Below are 15,584 nucleotides of genomic sequence, written 5' to 3' on the forward strand. Positions count from 1 at the left end.
TCTAAGAAACGTAAATTTTGCGCTGACTCCTTGCACGGAAATGCCTGCAACCAGTGAATACAGTGCCCTCAAGCGCATCCTTCGAGCCCGCAAAGCGCAGCGGTCGCACCGGCCTCATCGACGCTGATCGATTGTTTCAGCCAGTCCGCGAAAGGTTGCGGCTTTCCCAGCCAGGGACTGATGTCGACTAGTTTGAATTGCCCGTCTTGCTCCAGGGCGAACGTAGGAAAACCCTGGCCGCCCAGTTGTGCCAGCAACTGGCGACTGGCTTTTATGTGCGCCTCGGTGTCGACGGATTCAAAGGCAATGTGGAAGTCCTCCTGTGCATAACCCCTCTCGACCGCCAATTCCAGCAGCACTGTTGAATCGGCAATTCGCCGCCCTTCCACATAGTGCGCAGTCTGCAATCGACCAAGCATCTGCACACCGCCACCGTCGATGGATTCGGCCGCCATGACCGCAGCAATCGGCGGCGTCGAGTCGAAGACGGCCGAATGATCTCGCAGCAAACCTTCGAAATACGTCTCGCCAAATGGCTGCCCGGAGAATTCGGCGATACGGCGGTCGTGGGGAATTACGTAATTGCGCAGCTGCGGCGAAACACGCTGGCGATTGGCGCCGCTCATCATCCCGCCGGCATGCGCAACCACTGGCAGCACGTTTTGCGCAGCCTGCACCAACGGTTTGGCGCCGTAACACCAGCCGCACAACGGGTCGTAAATGTAGTGAAGGATCATCAGTCATCTCCGGCAGCCAACAGGCAAAAATTGATGCCGGGAGACTATGCCTCCAGCCGAAACGGAAAAACCTCGAAACGACTTTCAGTCTGTTTCGTGGATCGGGCGAATGGTCTGCTCGGCCAGCTTGTATCAACATCGACACAAATTGAAACAATCACACAGGGGAACTTCTCAAGAATAATTAACGGAAGTAAATAGCAAGCATTATCATCCGCACCCCTACACGCTACAGCCTAAAAATCCTACGGATGTTTTCTTCAATGCCTGCCCCCTTTCGCCTTACGTCCTACAGCGTTGGCCTTTCTGCCCTGCTGTCTGCCGGTTTTTCCTACGCTGCTCCTACAACATTGCCCGAGACATCGATCAGCGCTGCCGAAACCGAAACCGATGATCCACGGGTAAAAGTCAGCAACACCGCGACCCGCACTTCGACGCCGGTACGTTATGTGCCGCAGGCCATTGACTCGATCAAGACGTCGAACGTCGCCGACTACGGCACCAACGATATCGCCGACGCTCTGAGCGGCATGCCCAACGTCAGCAGCAGCGCCGACACCCGCTTCGACAGCCTGCGCATCCGTGGCTTCGACGCCAGCAACGACTTCTATCTGGACGGCATCCGCGACGACAGCCAATACAAGCGCGACCTGCACAATATCGAGCGCGTCGAAGTGCTCAAGGGGCCGGCCGCCGTGTTGTACGGCCGTGGCAGTCAGGGCGGGATCGTCAACCGCGTCAGCAAGACGCCGGAAGCCGGCCGTCGCTCGACCATCGAAGCCCAGGGCGGCAGCGAAGATTTGCGCAGCCTTTACGCAGACCTCAGCACCGACCCGAGCGACAACATCAGCCTGCGCCTGAACATGGGCAACATGGATGAAAACAGCTTCCGCGACGGCGTCAGCGGCAATCGCCAACTGTTCGCGCCCTCGATGAGCTGGCAATTGACGCCGGATCTGAACTGGCTGGTGCAGTACGAATACAGCCGTTACAACCGCACCCCGGATCGCGGCATTCCCGGCGTCAACGGGCGCCCGGCGGATGTCGGTCGCGACACGACCTATGGCAACGATCACGACTTTATCGATGACAAGTCGCAGTCGCTGCGCTCGAAACTCACTTACGAAATCAACGACAACTGGCAGCTGCGCCAGACCCTCGGCGTGTTCAAGCTCGACAGCGATTTCGACAACACTTACCTGACCGGTTTCACCCCGGCCACCCGCCAGGTTACGCGCCAGCACTGGCAGCAGGATCTGACCACTCGCAACATCTACAACAACCTCGAACTGGAAGGTGGTTTCGATACGTTCGGCCTCGAGCATCGCCTGCTCACCGGCGTTGAAACCGGCAGTCAGCGCCGCGACCCGACGCTGTACAACGCCGCCACCGGCAGAACCCCGGGCGCACGCCCCGTGCCGTCGCTCGACCTTTACAGCCCCAATCGCGACCTGCGCCACACCGGCAGCATGCAGGTTTCCAGCAGCAGCCATACCGAAGTCGAAAGTCGCGCGGTGTACGTGCAGGACCAGCTGCGCCTGAACGATCAATGGCAACTGCTCGGCGGTCTGCGTTACGACACCTTCGACATCGAGTCGACCAACAAGCTGCGCAACATCTCCGAAGATCGCGACAGCCACAGCACCAGCCCGCGCGTGGGCCTGGTCTGGACGCCGCTGCAGAATCACTCGTTCTACGCCTCTTGGTCGAAGACCTTCTCGCCCGTCGGCGGTGGCCTGATCGGCATCACCCCGGGCGCGGCCGGCAACAGCAACGACCTCAGTCCCGAGCTGACCAAGCAAAAAGAAATCGGCGTGAAGAGCGACTGGCTCGATGACCGTCTCAGCACCACGCTGGCGATCTATGACCTGGAACTCTACAACCGTCGTACCACCGATCCCAACGACCCGACCCTGACCGTATTGTCGGGCCTGCAACGCTCTCGCGGGATCGAGTTGACCGCGACCGGCAACATCGTCGGCAACTGGTACATGCGCGGTGGCGTCGGCGTGCAGGATGCGACCATCGAGAAGGACAACAATGGCCTGGAAGGCAAACGCATCAACAACGTCGCCAAGCATAACGGCAGCCTGTTCCTGACCTGGAAACCGGAAATGGGCTGGTACGGCGAAACCGGTCTGACCCTGGTTGGACAGCGTTATGCCGACAACGCCAACACTACCGTATTGCCGGGCTATGGCCGCTGGGATGCGTTGCTGGGCTACCGGATGAAGGATTGGGATTTGCGGGCGGCGCTGAACAACATCACCGACCGTGATTACTATGCGTCGGCGACCAGCCAGTATCAGATTCAGCCGGGTGCGCCGCGTAGCGTCGTGATGACCGGGACTTATAGCTTTTAAGAAACAAGATCAAAAGATCGCAGCCTGCGGCAGCTCCTACAGGGAAATGTACATCTCAATGCAGGAGCTGCCGCAGGCTGCGATCTTTTCTTTCGTGCATAAAAAAGCGCCGCCATCCCGGCAGCGCTTTTACCAATCCCTGTTGTTGTTCTTATCCTTCCATCACAGCCCATAACGCTTCCAGTTCGGCCTCGCTGAACAGGCCAGCGGGGTAACGCTCGATCATCATCCGGCGCGGATCAGGTTCCCTGATCTGACGCGTTCCATTGGACTTCAACCAGTGCGCGACAATCTGCAGCGATTCGCCATTTACGGCCATGGGATGCAACGTCCGCTCGCTGACTACGTTCACTTCGGCGTTCATTTCAGCGCTCTCTCCCCGTTCATGAGCGGCTACGTTATCCAAGGTTTATGACAGAACTGTTGAAGTTCTTCCCCCTCCCTAGTGCACGGGTGATGAATACAAGAGCTATGCCAATGTTTCTCTGTTGTCGACAAGTGGATACAAAGAAGCCCGCCATCCTGTCGGAGTGCGGGCCTCGGTTGATGCATAGCGAGCTAATCATTGCCCGACTGATTTATTAATCAACTCAAGCTGTTACGACTCAACTCACTCTTTGTGCGGCGCGGGCTGCTGCTGGGTAAGGCAGTGGATATTGCCGCCACCCAGTAACAGTTCGCGGCCCGGCACCAGCACCACTTCGTGCTGCGGGAACAGCTTCTGCAGAATTTCTTTCGCCGGAGCGTCCATCGGATCGTCGAAGCTCGGCGCGATGATGCCGCCATTGACGATCAGGAAGTTCACGTAGGAACCGGCCAGGCGCACGGACGGATTGCGCTCTTGCGTGCCGTCCACCGGATCGACCCCGGCGCACTCTTCTTCGGTCGCGTACAGCGGCCCCGGAATCGGCATTTTGTGCACCGTGAATGGGCGACCCTTGGCGTCGGTGCTGCTTTGCAGGACTTTCATCGCAGCCTGGCAGCGCGGGTAGTTCGGATCCTGCGGATCGTCGGTCCACGCCAGCAGCACTTCACCCGGACGCACGTAGCAGCAGAAGTTATCCACATGGCCGTCGGTTTCGTCGTTGAACAAACCGTCCGGCAGCCAGATGATTTTATCCACAGACAGATTGGCGCTGAGCACTGCTTCGATCTCTTCGCGGCCCAGGTGCGGGTTGCGATTGCGGTTCAGCAGGCATTCTTCGGTGGTGATCAGCGTGCCTTCACCGTCGACGTGAATCGAACCGCCTTCGAGCACAAAACCTTCAGTGCGATAACGCGGGCTGCGCTCGATCTCGAGGATCTTGCCGCCGACCTGCGAGTCGCGATTCCACGGCGAATACAGGCCGCCGTCGAAACCGCCCCAGGCGTTGAAATCCCAGTTCACACCGCGCACTTCACCGTTGTTGTTGATGACGAAGGTCGGGCCGCTGTCGCGTACCCAGGCGTCATCGCTGGACATCTCGACCACGCGGATATTCGGCACGTCGAGGCGTGCACGGGCGTTTTCGTATTGGCCGGCGGACACGGCAACAGTCACCGGTTCAAAACGCGCAATGGCCTTGGCCACCGCTGCGTGTGCGGCTTGCGCCGGTTTGCCACCCAGACGCCAGTTGTCCGGGCGCTCGGGCCAGATCATCCAGGTCTGCGTTTGCGGCGCCCACTCGGCCGGCATGTGAAAGCCGTCGGCGCGCGGGGTACTTTTCAATGTGGTCATCGGGATCAGGACTCCAGGGAACCGTCGAGGGTTTTCAACGCACCGTACAGGTTCGGACGGCGGTCACGGAATGAACCCCACGCGCTGCGAATATGTTCGAGCTCGTCGAGGTTGAAAGTGTGCACAAGAATACCTTCTTCGGTTTTATTCAGCTCCTGCACTTTTTCGCCGAACTGGTTGGCGATGAACGAAGAGCCGTAGAAGGTGATGTCGTAGCCGTCCTGTTCTTCGTTGCCGATGCGGTTGCTGGCAATCAGCGGCATCAGGTTGGCGCCGGCATGGCCCTGTTGCACACGCTGCCAGTGGTCGCGCGAGGAGATGCTCTTGTCGTGCGGTTCGCTGCCAATTGCCGTTGGATAGAAGAGGATTTCCGCGCCTTGCAGGGCCATGCTCCGCGCGGCTTCCGGGAACCACTGATCCCAGCAGATGCCCACGCCGATTTTCGCGTAACGGGTGTTCCACACTTTGAAACCGGTGTCGCCCGGGTTGAAGTAATACTTCTCGTGATAGCCCGGGCCATCCGGGATGTGGCTTTTACGATAAATCCCGAGGTTGCTGCCGTCGGCATCGATGATCGCGATGCTGTTGAAACGCGCGCGGCCGGCCAGTTCGTAGAAGCTGATCGGCAGCACCACTTGCAGTTCCTTGGCGACTTTCTGGAAATGCTTGATCGCGACGTTGTCTTCCACCGTCGTCGCCAGTTGCAGGTAGTCCGGGTTCGGCTTCTGGCAGAAGTACGGCGCCTCGAACAGCTCCTGAATCAGGATGATCTGCGCGCCTTTCGCGGCGGCTTCGCGCACCAGCCTTTCAGCGATTTCGAGGTTGGCTTCCAGATCCCACGAACAGGCCATCTGAGTGGCGGCAACGGTAACGATACGGCTCATGAATCATCTCCGGGCAAGTGCTTTGACGGTCGACAATTCGACCGAAAAGAAAACGCGCGCACCGGACAAGCGATCGCCAAGCCGGAGCAATGGCGACTTTATAGCCGATAAATATCGGCTTTAGAAGCTACGAAAATGCATTTCGTCTAATTTATCGCACATAAAGCCGATACAAATCGAATTAACCCCGAAACTCTGTAGGAGCTGCCGAAGGCTGCGATCTCTTGATTTTGCTCTTGTAAACAAGATCAAAAGATCGCAGCCTTCGGCAGCTCCTACATGGGGTGAGTGTCAGAGGCCCTCGGTGAGCACCCGATCCAGCATGTCGACGAAGAAGTCGACACTGCGGCGCGACGTCACCATCGGTGGTTTGATCTTGAGAATGTTCAAATCATCGCCGGTCGGCTGCATGAAGATCCCCAGCTCGCGCAGGCGATCGCAGAGCACGGCGGTCTCCTCGGTCGCCGCCTCCAGCGTTTCGCGATTTCGGATCAACTCAAGCCCGAGATAGAACCCGGAACCATGCACCGCACCCACCAGCGGATGTTTATCGATCAACGCTTCGAGCCGCGCCTTGAAGTGGCCACCGACCACCTGCGCGTTCTCCCAGAGTTTTTCTTCTTCCATGACATCGAGCACCGCCATGCCGATCTGGCAACTGACCGGACTGCCACCCGCCGACGAGAAGAAATAACCCTCGGCCTCCAGCGCCTCGGCGATCTCCCGGCGGGTAATCACCGCACCGAGTGGCTGGCCGTTGCCCATGCCCTTGGCCATGGTGATGATGTCCGGCACCACGCCCTGATCTTCAAAGCCCCAGAAGAAGTTGCCCATACGCCCATAACCGACCTGTACTTCGTCGGCGATGCACACCCCGCCCTGCGCGCGCACCAAGGCGTACACCTGTTGCAGATAACCCGGCGGCAGCGAGATGCCACCGGCATTGCCGTACACCGGCTCGCAGATAAACCCGGCCAATTGGCGTTTTTGCTCAGCGAGCTTTTGCAACTGATGCTCAACGCTGCGCACGTAATCCGGCGCCGAATCGAGGCCACGGAATTCACCGCGATAGGTGTTCGGCGCCGTCACGGGATGTACCCAGTCCGGTCGACTTTCCAAGGCTTTCGGGTTGTCGGCAATCGACGTCGAGACCGCATCGGCGCCGACCGTCCAGCCGTGATAGGCCTCAAGCACGCTGAGCATGTCGCGACCGCCGCTGTACGCCCACGCCAGACGAATCGCCAGGTCATTGGCTTCGCTGCCGCTATTGACCAGAAACACCCGGTCCATGCCTTCCGGCGCGAGCTTCAGCAAGCGTTCGGAAAACTCGGCGACCGCTGCATAGTTGAACCGCGAGTTGGTGTTGAGCAAGGACCACTGCCGTGCCGCGACCGCCGCCATGCGCGGATGGCCGTGACCGAGCACCGCGACGTTGTTGAGCATGTCCAGATAGGAGCGGCCCTGCATGTCGATCAGGTGATTGCGCCAGCCGCGTTCGATGCGCGGCGGATCGACGTAATAGTGTTTTTGCGTGCGGGCAAAACTGGCGTCGCGCCGTTGCAGCAGGGTTTTACCATCCAGCTCCGGCTCGGCATCACAGGCCAGCCCCAGCAACGCAGCAGGCGATGGACACAGTGCCTGCCATGCCGGCGCATGGGATGGCGTGCAAAACAGCGGCGCATTGAGTTGCGCGCCTCGGCACAACTGCACACGCAAAGGCCCACTGACCGCGCCCAGCACTTGGCCTTTGACCAGCGCCGCGCCACTGTGCAGCGAAGGTGTCACGCCCCACAGGCGAACGCTGAGCTGCGGGCCGTCGAGTTGCAGCGCGCCATCAGGCGCCTGATGCACCACGCCCGCGAACGGCGACTCCACAGCAGTGCCATTCGGCACACGCAATTCGACGTGCAGCGGGAATGTGTCCGGTTCATCGGCGCTATCGGGCCGCGTGCGCGACAAACGGTACTGACCATAACGGCTCGCCGCCAAACCATGGGCGGCCGCCGCCTCGTTCAACAGCCGCTGATCGATGCCCTCCTGCTCCCAATTACCGGCCTCGAAATGCGGGCTCAGAACACCAAGATCAATCAGCGCAAATTCACGCCCGACCAGACCCGGCAACAATGGCGCAAAACCTTCGCTGTCGATCGCCGGCAAGGCGTGGCCGACAGCCGTAAGAATTGCCGCTTCCATCAGCGCCAGTGGCACCGACGTGGCCACGCGGAAAATTTCCCACTCATGGCTGAGGTTGTCGCGGCTGTAGGTATTCGAGGGATCGATGCTGACCTGCTGCTCGCCACTGAGCACCAGCACCGCCGCACGCGCGACGATCAATGGCCAAAGCGCCTGCAATTCTTCGTGTTGCAGCGGGTTGACCGCGTGATACGCCTGCACGGCCGGCAGGATGACAAATGGATCGCCGCCCGCGTGATGCAGCAACGCGGCGCAGGTCACCGACAAATCGGTGATGCGCCAGGTGCGCACCAGATCGCCGAAATCGATCACCCCCTGCAACTGCCAGTGACGCCCGGCATCGCGCGCCCACACAGCATTGTCATCGGTGATGTCCATGTGGATCGCCTGCACCGGCAACGTGTCGAGCAACGGCTGCAAACGTCGCTCGGCCTGTTCGGCCGCCGCGGCGATCAATGCCCGCTGACGTTCATCCTTGATGACCGGCAGCAAATGACTGATCAGCGCACTGGCGTGGCGCGCATCCCATTGCAGCGTGCGCTCAAGCCCCGGATGGTCGAAGCCGGCCAGCGCCAGGTCCATCTCACCGCAGAGTCGACCAAACCCGGCCACCACCGCCTGGCCCAGATGATCGAGATGGGTCAACGATTGGCCCTCGATGTAATCGAGCAGGCGCACATGCACCGCTTCACCGCCGACGTGCAGCGACAGCAGATCGGCGCCGCTATTGGCCGCGATCACCCGTGGCACCTTCACCGCCGAATGCTCGGCCAGAAACTTCAGGCCCGCATGCTGGGCCTGCAATTCGACAAGGGCGTAATCGCCACGGCAGATTTTCAGCACGAACCGGCCACGCGGGCTGTCGACGCGATAATTCAGATCCTGCTGACTGCCGAGCGCCTGCAACGTGCCGCTGAGCCCGTAATGTTCTGCCAGCCATTGCTGGGCCTGCTCTGCAGAAACCTGCGGACTGGGCAAACTGGCGCGATGAATCAACGTGGCGAGCGGCATGAAACGACCCCTGAAATTTTATTAGGCGCTTATATCGCCATTGCTGCTGACGATGCGCAAGCCCTAACGGTTGTTACAGCACAGACGGATATTTGTATCTGAACACTCGCGCCCTCCGGCACTTTGCGCAAGAATGTCGGCCATTCACACCTGCCTATGGAAATCCTCATGAATGTAATCACCACCGATCTGCCCGGTGTTCTGATCATCGAACCCAAGGTTTTTGGTGACGAGCGCGGTTTCTTCTACGAGAGTTTCAACGCCAAGGCGTTCCAGGACGCCACGGGTCTGGACACGCAGTTCGTCCAGGACAACCACTCGCGCTCGCAAAAAGGCGTGTTGCGCGGCCTGCATTACCAGCTGCAAAACACTCAGGGCAAACTGGTCCGCGTCACCGTCGGTGAAGTGCTCGATGTGGCCGTGGACATTCGTCGCAGTTCGCCGCATTTCGGCAAGTCTGTGGCCGTGCGTCTTTCTGCTGAAAACCATCGCCAACTGTGGGTACCGGAAGGCTTCGCCCATGGTTTCGTGGTGCTGAGCGAGTTCGCCGAATTCCTCTACAAGACCACCAATTACTACGACCCAGCGTCCGAGCGCAGCATTCGCTGGGATGACCCTGCGCTGGGCATCGACTGGCAGCTGGACGAAGCGCCGAAGCTGTCGGCCAAGGATCAGGCTGCCGCGTTGTTCAAGGACGCTGACGTCTTCGCCTGAGCCTAGGCATAATGCGCCTGTCACCCCAGGCGCATCCGGCTCATGAAACCAACCCTTCCCCGCAGACCTCGCTGGCGCAGCCTCGCCCTGCTGGCGTTGTGTCTGGCGCCGCTGCTGTGGCCGCTGGAACACCTCGCCGAACGGTATTACCGCAGTGAGCTGGCTGGCCAGAACCGCCAGACCCTCGACCTGTACGTCGCCAACCTGCTGGGCACCCTGCATCGCTATGAAGTGTTGCCGCAAATCCTCGGCGACCTCCCGGCCTTGCGCGCCGTGCTCGGGGCGCCGGACGATGGCGTCACGCAGGGCAATGCCAACCGTCTGCTGAAAAACATCTCGGCACAGACCGGCGCCGAAGTCATGTACCTGATGGACACCAGCGGCCAGACGCTGGCGGCGTCGAACTGGGACAAACATGACAGCTTTGTCGGGCGTAATTTCTCCTTCCGGCCGTATTTCAGCGAAGCCATGGCCGGGCGCCTGGGGCGCTTCTTCGGTCTCGGTACAACGTCTGCCAAACGCGGTTATTTCTTTGCCGCCGCCGTGCGCAATGGCGAAAAAATCGTCGGTGTGCTGGTAATCAAGGTCGACCTCGACCACACCGAAAGTCTGTGGGGCAAAACCCCGGAACAATTGCTGGTCACGGATCACAACGGCGTGGTCATCCTCACGTCACGCCCGGAATGGCGCTTTCGCTCGACCCGCATCCTGAGCGATGCCGAGCGCTCGGCGATCACCGCTATTCAGCCCTACCCGACCCGCGAACCACGGCCGCTGAACCTCAGCCCCAGCGCATGGCTGACGCAGACCCACGACATTGCCGAAACCGGCTGGAGCGTGAGCATCCTCGCCCCGCGTACGCTGATCGACCGCCCGGTGCGCACGGTGGTGGCCATCGGCGGCGCCACGCTGCTGGTGGTGATGTTGCTGCTCGGTTTGATGATGCAACGCCGCCGCCACTACCTGGAACGCATCGCGTTCGAGGCCAAGGCGCGCCGTGAGCTGGAAGGCCGCGTCGCCGAGCGCACCAGCGATCTCGAAGGCCTCAACCGGCGCTTGAAACAGGAAGTGCTCGAGCGCGAAACGGCGCAGCAGGAGTTGGTCCGCGCCCAGGATGATTTGGTGCAGGCGGGCAAACTGTCGGCACTGGGGACGATGTCGGCGAGCATCAGCCACGAACTCAATCAGCCGCTGGCAGCGATCCGCAGCTACGCGGAGAACGCCGAGGTGCTGCTCGATCATCAACGCACCGACGACGCGCGCGGCAACCTCAAGTTGATCAGCGAACTGACCGGGCGCATGGCCTCGATCATCGCCCACTTGCGCGCCTTCGCCCGCCGCGATCGCCACGCCCCGGAAAGCGTCGCCCTGCAACCGGCGCTGGACGATGCGCTGGCACTGTTGGCCAAACGACGCCGCAGCATGGAAGTCGAACTGATCCGCGATCTGCCGGCCGCCACCCTGTGGGTCGAGGCCGGGGAAACCCGACTGCGCCAGGTCCTCGGCAACCTGCTCGCCAACGCCCTCGACGCCCTCACCGAAAAAGGCCCGCCGCGCAAATTGTGGTTGAGTGCCGAATCCACCGCCGAGGGCGTCAATCTGTACATTCGCGACAACGGCCCGGGGTTCTGCATGGAAGCCCTCGGCCGCGCCAGCGAGCCTTTCTACACCACCAAGACGCGCACGCAGGGCCTCGGTTTGGGCCTGGCCATCTGTGAAACGCTGATGCGCGCCTTCGGCGGTGAATTGTCATTCGCCAACCACAAGCAAGGCGGCGCCTTGATCACCCTGCGGCTGCGCGCCGGTGCGCCCGGGGTCAGCCTGCAACCGTCCGAGGATCGAAGTGCATGACCATCGACAATCGCATTCAGGTGGTGTTGATCGACGACGATCCGCACCTGCGTCAGGCCCTCGGGCAAACCCTGGATCTGGCTGGCCTGAAAATCCTGCCGCTGTCCGAAGCCAAAGGTCTGGCCGGGCAACTGGAGCGTGACTGGCCGGGCGTGGTGGTCAGTGATATCCGCATGCCGGGCATGGACGGCCTGGAATTGCTCAGCCAATTGCACGCCCAGGATCCGGAGTTGCCGGTGTTGCTGATCACCGGCCACGGCGACGTGCCGCTGGCGGTGCAGGCGATGCGCGCCGGTGCGTATGACTTTCTCGAAAAGCCCTTTGCCAGCGACGCGCTGCTCGACAGCGTGCGCCGCGCGCTGGCCCTGCGCCGGCTGGTGCTGGACAACCGCAGCCTGCGTCTGGCCTTGAGCGATCGTAATGAGTTGAGCGCGCGGCTGGTCGGTCATTCAACGCCGATGCTGCGCCTGCGCGAGCAGATCGGCGCGCTGGCCGCGACCAAGGCTGACGTGCTGATCCTCGGTGAAACCGGTGCCGGCAAAGAAGTCGTCGCCCGTGCACTGCACGATTTATCCAGCCGCCGTAACGGCCCGTTCGTGGCGATCAACGCCGGTGCGCTGGCCGAATCCGTGGTGGAAAGCGAGTTGTTCGGCCACGAGCCCGGCGCATTCACTGGCGCGCAAAAACGCCGGATCGGCAAGTTCGAATTCGCCAACGGCGGCACATTGTTTCTCGATGAAATCGAGAGCATGAGCATGGACGTGCAGGTGAAACTGCTGCGCATGTTGCAGGAGCGCGTGGTCGAACGGCTGGGTGGCAATCAACTGATCCCGCTGGACATCCGCGTCATCGCCGCGACCAAGGAAGACCTGCGTCAGGCCGCTGATCAGGGGCGCTTCCGCGCCGACTTGTATTACCGCCTCAACGTCGCGCCGCTGCGCATTCCGCCGCTGCGCGAACGCGGCGAAGACGCGCTGGTGTTGTTTCAGCATTACGCCGACGAAGCCAGCGCTCGCCACGGCCTGCCGCCCCACGAGCTGCAACCGGCACAACGCGCCCTGCTGTTGCGTCACACCTGGCCTGGCAACGTGCGTGAACTGCAAAATGCTGCCGAACGTTTCGCCCTCGGCCTGGAACTGGCGCTGGACAACAGTGACGCCGATGGCCATGGCGCCAGTACCGTGCAGGTCATCAATGGGGGTCTCAGCGAGCAAGTGGAAAACTTCGAAAAGTCGTTGATCGCGGCCGAACTGGCGCGCTCCCACAGCTCGGTGCGCAGCCTCGCCGAGGCGCTGGGGATTCCACGCAAGACACTGCACGACAAACTGCGCAAGCACGGCCTGAACTTCGGTGACAGCAGCCATGGGGAGGAGAACGAATGAGCACCAGCAGCGACGCTCTGGAAGCCATTCTGCACCATGACATCCCGCTGACCCGGGACATGGGCCTCAAGGTGCTCGACTGGCGTGATCAGCAGTTGAGCCTGCATTTGCCGCTGGACCGCAACGTCAATCACAAGAGCACCATGTTTGGCGGCAGCCTCTACTGCGGCGCGGTGCTGGCCGGCTGGGGCTGGTTGCATTTGCGCTTGAAGGAAGCGGGGATCGAGGACGGGCACATCGTGATTCAGGAGGGGCAGATCAGTTATCCGTTGCCGGTGACGGGCGATGCCACGGCGATTTGCCCGGCGCCGGATGCGGTGGTGTGGAAACGGTTTTTGGCAATGTATCAGCGGTATGGGCGGGCGCGGTTGGTGCTACAGACGCGGATCGTCAATGCCGGGAGTGATATCGATGCGGTGACGTTTACGGGGCAGTACGTGTTGCACCGTTAGAGCAAAAGATCGCAGCCTGCGGCAGCTCCTACAGGACCGTGCCACGGGCTGCGATCTTTGATCTTAACCGCGTGCCAGTTCCAGCAACTTCGCACGCCACGCAGCCTTCGCCGGCAATGCCAGGAACGACGTATTCAGCAGCGATTCCCGCGGCGGATAGCAGAACGCTGCACCGCTCAGATCCAACACCTCACCGCCCGCGCCTTCGAGCACACCCTGCGCCGCCGCCGTGTCCCACTGCGAAGTCGGCGCCAGTCGCGGATAGCAATCGGCCGCCCCTTCCGCCAACAGGCAAAACTTCAGCGAGCTACCAATGCTCGTCAACTGCAATTCGCCCAGGCTGGCGCTCAGGCCGGCGAGCAAACGCTCCTGCTCAGGGCTGGAATGCCGGCGGCTGGCGACGACCGTAAATGCCTCACCCGGCCCAGGCACGTCACGCACCTGAATCGAAACCGGCGTGCCGTCCTTGTCGCAACGCCATGCGCCGAGACCGGCACCACCGACATAGAAACGACCGTTGGTGGGCATCGACACCACGCCAAATACCACCTGACCGTTTTCAATCAGCGCGATGTTGACGGTAAATTCTTCACTGCCACTGATGAACTCCTTGGTGCCGTCCAGCGGATCCACCAGCCACCAGCGCTGCCATCCGGCGCGCACGTTCTGCGCGATGTTGGCGTCTTCTTCCGACAGCACCGGAATGCTTGGGTCCAGCGCCGTCAGGCCCGCCACGATCACATGGTGTGCCGCCAGGTCGGCAGCGGTCACCGGCGAGTCATCGGACTTGGCCGTGACTTCGACGCCTGCGCGCCAGAACGGCAGAATCGCGTCGCCTGCCTGCAATGCCAGCGCAACCACCGGCGCCATCAACGGATGGGGAAAGTTCATCGACATCTCACTCATAACTGAAAGAACCCGCGCTGGGTCAGCAGGTCACGGGTCAAATAAAGCGCCGCCAGTGCGCGGCCTTCGGAGAATTGCGGGTTCTGCGCCAGCATCGACAAGTCACGCAGGTTGACCTTGTCGACCCGCATCGGCTCGGGCTCATCCCCTTCCAGGCGCTCTTCATACAAATCGGTGGCCAGCACCACTTGGATCTTCTGGCTCATGTAACCGGGCGACAACGACAGCTCGGTCAGATGTTCCAGTTGTCGCGCGCCAAAACCGGCTTCTTCCTTGAGCTCGCGCTCGGCCGCCGCCAGTACATCTTCGCCCGGCTCGATCAAACCTTTAGGCAATGACAGCTCATACTCGTCAGTCCCACCGCAGTATTCCTCGACCAACACTGCGTGTTCGGCATCGAGCATCGCCACGATCATCACCGCGCCGTAGCCGGCGCCCTTGCCGACCAATCGTTCGTAGGTGCGCTCCACGCCATTGGAAAAACGCAGTTTCAGCTCTTCAACGCAAAACAGACGACTGGTGGCGACGATCTCGCGGGCGAGTACGGTAGGTTTCTGGCGCATGCAAAGCTCCTTGGCGTGAACGCGCTACTATAACGCGGCTTTCCCGATTGTTTACGTCGGATATCTTTCTACCGCTCGAGACGTTGCCATGCCTTCTTTACCCTGGTCCGACATCGATACCGTCCTGCTGGACATGGACGGCACGCTGCTGGATCTGCACTTCGACAACCATTTCTGGCTGGAACACCTGCCCCAGCGCTACGCCGAACTGCACGGGGTCAGCCGGGCGATGGCCGACATGGAATTACAGCCGCTGTTCCAGCGTCATGCCGGCCAGTTGCAGTGGTACTGCCTGGATTTCTGGAGCACAGAACTGAAGCTGTCAGTGCGCGAGTTGAAGCAGGAGACCGCACACCTGATCGCTTTGCGGCCGGATGCCGACACCTTTCTCGAGGCGATCAAACGGGCCGGCAAGCGGGTGATCATGATCACCAACGCGCACCGCGATTCGTTGTCGCTGAAACTGGAGCGGATAGAACTGGCGCCGTACTTCGAGCGGCTGATCAGCTCGCATGATTACGGTTTCCCCAAGGAGAACCCGCAGTTCTGGGATGCCTTGCAAGCGGACATCGGTTTCGATCCGACCCGCAGCCTGTTTATCGACGACACCCTGCCGATCTTGCGCAGCGCGCGGGATTTTGGTGTGGCGCATTTGCTGGCAGTCAGACAGCCCGACAGCCGCAAAGGCCCGAGGGACACCGCCGAGTTTGCCGCCGTCGAGGATTACCGCGACCTGATCGCCAACCTTTGATCCGCTGTAGGAGCTGCCGCAGGCTGCGATCTTTTGATCTTGCAGTTTAAAGATCAAAAG

General features: G+C 61.0%; 13 protein-coding genes. 6 read left to right on the forward strand and 7 right to left on the reverse strand.

Annotated features, from left to right (window positions below; all coding sequences use genetic code 11):
- Positions 1-68: 68 nt before the first annotated feature.
- Positions 69-737 carry a DsbA family protein gene (locus tag EJA70_RS08745; protein ID WP_158830492.1) on the reverse strand — a complete coding sequence of 223 codons (669 nt, stop codon included), beginning with the start codon at positions 735-737 and terminating at the stop codon, positions 69-71.
- A gap of 263 nt (positions 738-1,000) precedes the next feature.
- Here EJA70_RS08745 and EJA70_RS08750 point away from each other — a divergent pair, with 263 nt between their 5' ends.
- The gene (locus EJA70_RS08750) at positions 1,001-3,100 is read left to right on the forward strand and encodes a TonB-dependent siderophore receptor (protein WP_158830493.1); all 2,100 of its coding nucleotides are present in this window, start codon (positions 1,001-1,003) and stop codon (positions 3,098-3,100) included.
- 151 nt (positions 3,101-3,251) lie between these two features.
- Here the strand turns inward: EJA70_RS08750 and EJA70_RS08755 are convergent, their stop codons facing one another.
- From EJA70_RS08755 to EJA70_RS08770, 4 genes are all read right to left on the reverse strand, one after another.
- A complete protein-coding gene (locus EJA70_RS08755; RefSeq protein ID WP_008080512.1) occupies positions 3,252-3,464 on the reverse strand; it encodes a hypothetical protein in 213 nt (70 codons plus the stop codon).
- Between the two features lie 246 nt (positions 3,465-3,710).
- A complete protein-coding gene (gene aguA, locus EJA70_RS08760; RefSeq protein WP_158830494.1) occupies positions 3,711-4,817 on the reverse strand; it encodes an agmatine deiminase in 1,107 nt (368 codons plus the stop codon).
- Between the two features lie 5 nt (positions 4,818-4,822).
- The gene (gene aguB, locus EJA70_RS08765; protein ID WP_158830495.1) at positions 4,823-5,701 is read right to left on the reverse strand and encodes an N-carbamoylputrescine amidase; all 879 of its coding nucleotides are present in this window, start codon (positions 5,699-5,701) and stop codon (positions 4,823-4,825) included.
- Between the two features lie 291 nt (positions 5,702-5,992).
- A complete protein-coding gene (locus EJA70_RS08770) occupies positions 5,993-8,905 on the reverse strand; it encodes an aminotransferase (protein ID WP_158830496.1) in 2,913 nt (970 codons plus the stop codon).
- 168 nt (positions 8,906-9,073) lie between these two features.
- Here EJA70_RS08770 and rfbC point away from each other — a divergent pair, with 168 nt between their 5' ends.
- Genes rfbC through EJA70_RS08790 form a run of 4 tightly spaced genes read left to right on the forward strand, consistent with a single transcriptional unit; the run spans position 9,074 to position 13,304 of the window.
- Positions 9,074-9,619 carry a dTDP-4-dehydrorhamnose 3,5-epimerase gene (rfbC, locus tag EJA70_RS08775; RefSeq protein ID WP_008080508.1) on the forward strand — a complete coding sequence of 182 codons (546 nt, stop codon included), beginning with the start codon at positions 9,074-9,076 and terminating at the stop codon, positions 9,617-9,619.
- Positions 9,620-9,661: 42 nt separating this feature from the next.
- Positions 9,662-11,470 carry an ATP-binding protein gene (locus EJA70_RS08780; protein WP_158830497.1) on the forward strand — a complete coding sequence of 603 codons (1,809 nt, stop codon included), beginning with the start codon at positions 9,662-9,664 and terminating at the stop codon, positions 11,468-11,470.
- Positions 11,467-12,852, forward strand: coding sequence for a sigma-54 dependent transcriptional regulator (locus EJA70_RS08785; protein ID WP_158830498.1), 1,386 nt, complete (start codon positions 11,467-11,469; stop codon positions 12,850-12,852). The genes EJA70_RS08780 and EJA70_RS08785 overlap by 4 nt, the downstream gene beginning before the upstream one ends.
- Positions 12,849-13,304: a thioesterase domain-containing protein gene (locus EJA70_RS08790; protein WP_008080505.1), complete on the forward strand. Its 456-nt coding sequence runs from the start codon at positions 12,849-12,851 to the stop codon at positions 13,302-13,304. Before EJA70_RS08785 ends, EJA70_RS08790 begins: the two co-directional genes overlap by 4 nt.
- A 63-nt stretch (positions 13,305-13,367) precedes the next feature.
- Here EJA70_RS08790 and cysQ read toward each other — a convergent pair whose 3' ends face one another.
- Both cysQ and nudE read right to left on the reverse strand, forming a co-directional pair.
- Complete coding sequence (cysQ, locus tag EJA70_RS08795; RefSeq protein ID WP_008080504.1) at positions 13,368-14,195, reverse strand: 3'(2'),5'-bisphosphate nucleotidase CysQ; 828 nt, start codon at positions 14,193-14,195, stop codon at positions 13,368-13,370.
- An 11-nt stretch (positions 14,196-14,206) separates the two neighbouring features.
- Complete coding sequence (nudE, locus tag EJA70_RS08800; RefSeq protein ID WP_008080503.1) at positions 14,207-14,773, reverse strand: ADP compounds hydrolase NudE; 567 nt, start codon at positions 14,771-14,773, stop codon at positions 14,207-14,209.
- A gap of 88 nt (positions 14,774-14,861) precedes the next feature.
- Between nudE and yrfG the strand changes: the two genes are divergently transcribed.
- A complete protein-coding gene (gene yrfG, locus EJA70_RS08805) occupies positions 14,862-15,524 on the forward strand; it encodes a GMP/IMP nucleotidase (RefSeq protein ID WP_158830499.1) in 663 nt (220 codons plus the stop codon).
- Positions 15,525-15,584: the final 60 nt, after the last annotated feature.

The organism is Pseudomonas sp. PB103 (assembly GCF_009764635.1).
Classification (GTDB): Bacteria; Pseudomonadota; Gammaproteobacteria; order Pseudomonadales; family Pseudomonadaceae; genus Aquipseudomonas.

Bases quoted from the DNA above. Each gene is read 5' to 3' on its own strand.
- aguB (WP_158830495.1), bottom strand. From the start codon at position 5,701: ATGAGCCGTATCGTTACCGTTGCCGCCACTCAGATGGCCTGTTCGTGG.
- cysQ (WP_008080504.1), bottom strand. From the start codon at position 14,195: ATGAACTTTCCCCATCCGTTGATGGCGCCGGTGGTTGCGCTGGCATTG.
- EJA70_RS08790 (WP_008080505.1), top strand. From the start codon at position 12,849: ATGAGCACCAGCAGCGACGCTCTGGAAGCCATTCTGCACCATGACATC.
- yrfG (WP_158830499.1), top strand. From the start codon at position 14,862: ATGCCTTCTTTACCCTGGTCCGACATCGATACCGTCCTGCTGGACATG.
- EJA70_RS08785 (WP_158830498.1), top strand. From the start codon at position 11,467: ATGACCATCGACAATCGCATTCAGGTGGTGTTGATCGACGACGATCCG.
- EJA70_RS08745 (WP_158830492.1), bottom strand. From the start codon at position 737: ATGATCCTTCACTACATTTACGACCCGTTGTGCGGCTGGTGTTACGGC.
- EJA70_RS08770 (WP_158830496.1), bottom strand. From the start codon at position 8,905: ATGCCGCTCGCCACGTTGATTCATCGCGCCAGTTTGCCCAGTCCGCAG.
- nudE (WP_008080503.1), bottom strand. From the start codon at position 14,773: ATGCGCCAGAAACCTACCGTACTCGCCCGCGAGATCGTCGCCACCAGT.
- EJA70_RS08780 (WP_158830497.1), top strand. From the start codon at position 9,662: ATGAAACCAACCCTTCCCCGCAGACCTCGCTGGCGCAGCCTCGCCCTG.
- EJA70_RS08750 (WP_158830493.1), top strand. From the start codon at position 1,001: ATGCCTGCCCCCTTTCGCCTTACGTCCTACAGCGTTGGCCTTTCTGCC.
- aguA (WP_158830494.1), bottom strand. From the start codon at position 4,817: ATGACCACATTGAAAAGTACCCCGCGCGCCGACGGCTTTCACATGCCG.
- EJA70_RS08755 (WP_008080512.1), bottom strand. From the start codon at position 3,464: ATGAACGCCGAAGTGAACGTAGTCAGCGAGCGGACGTTGCATCCCATG.
- rfbC (WP_008080508.1), top strand. From the start codon at position 9,074: ATGAATGTAATCACCACCGATCTGCCCGGTGTTCTGATCATCGAACCC.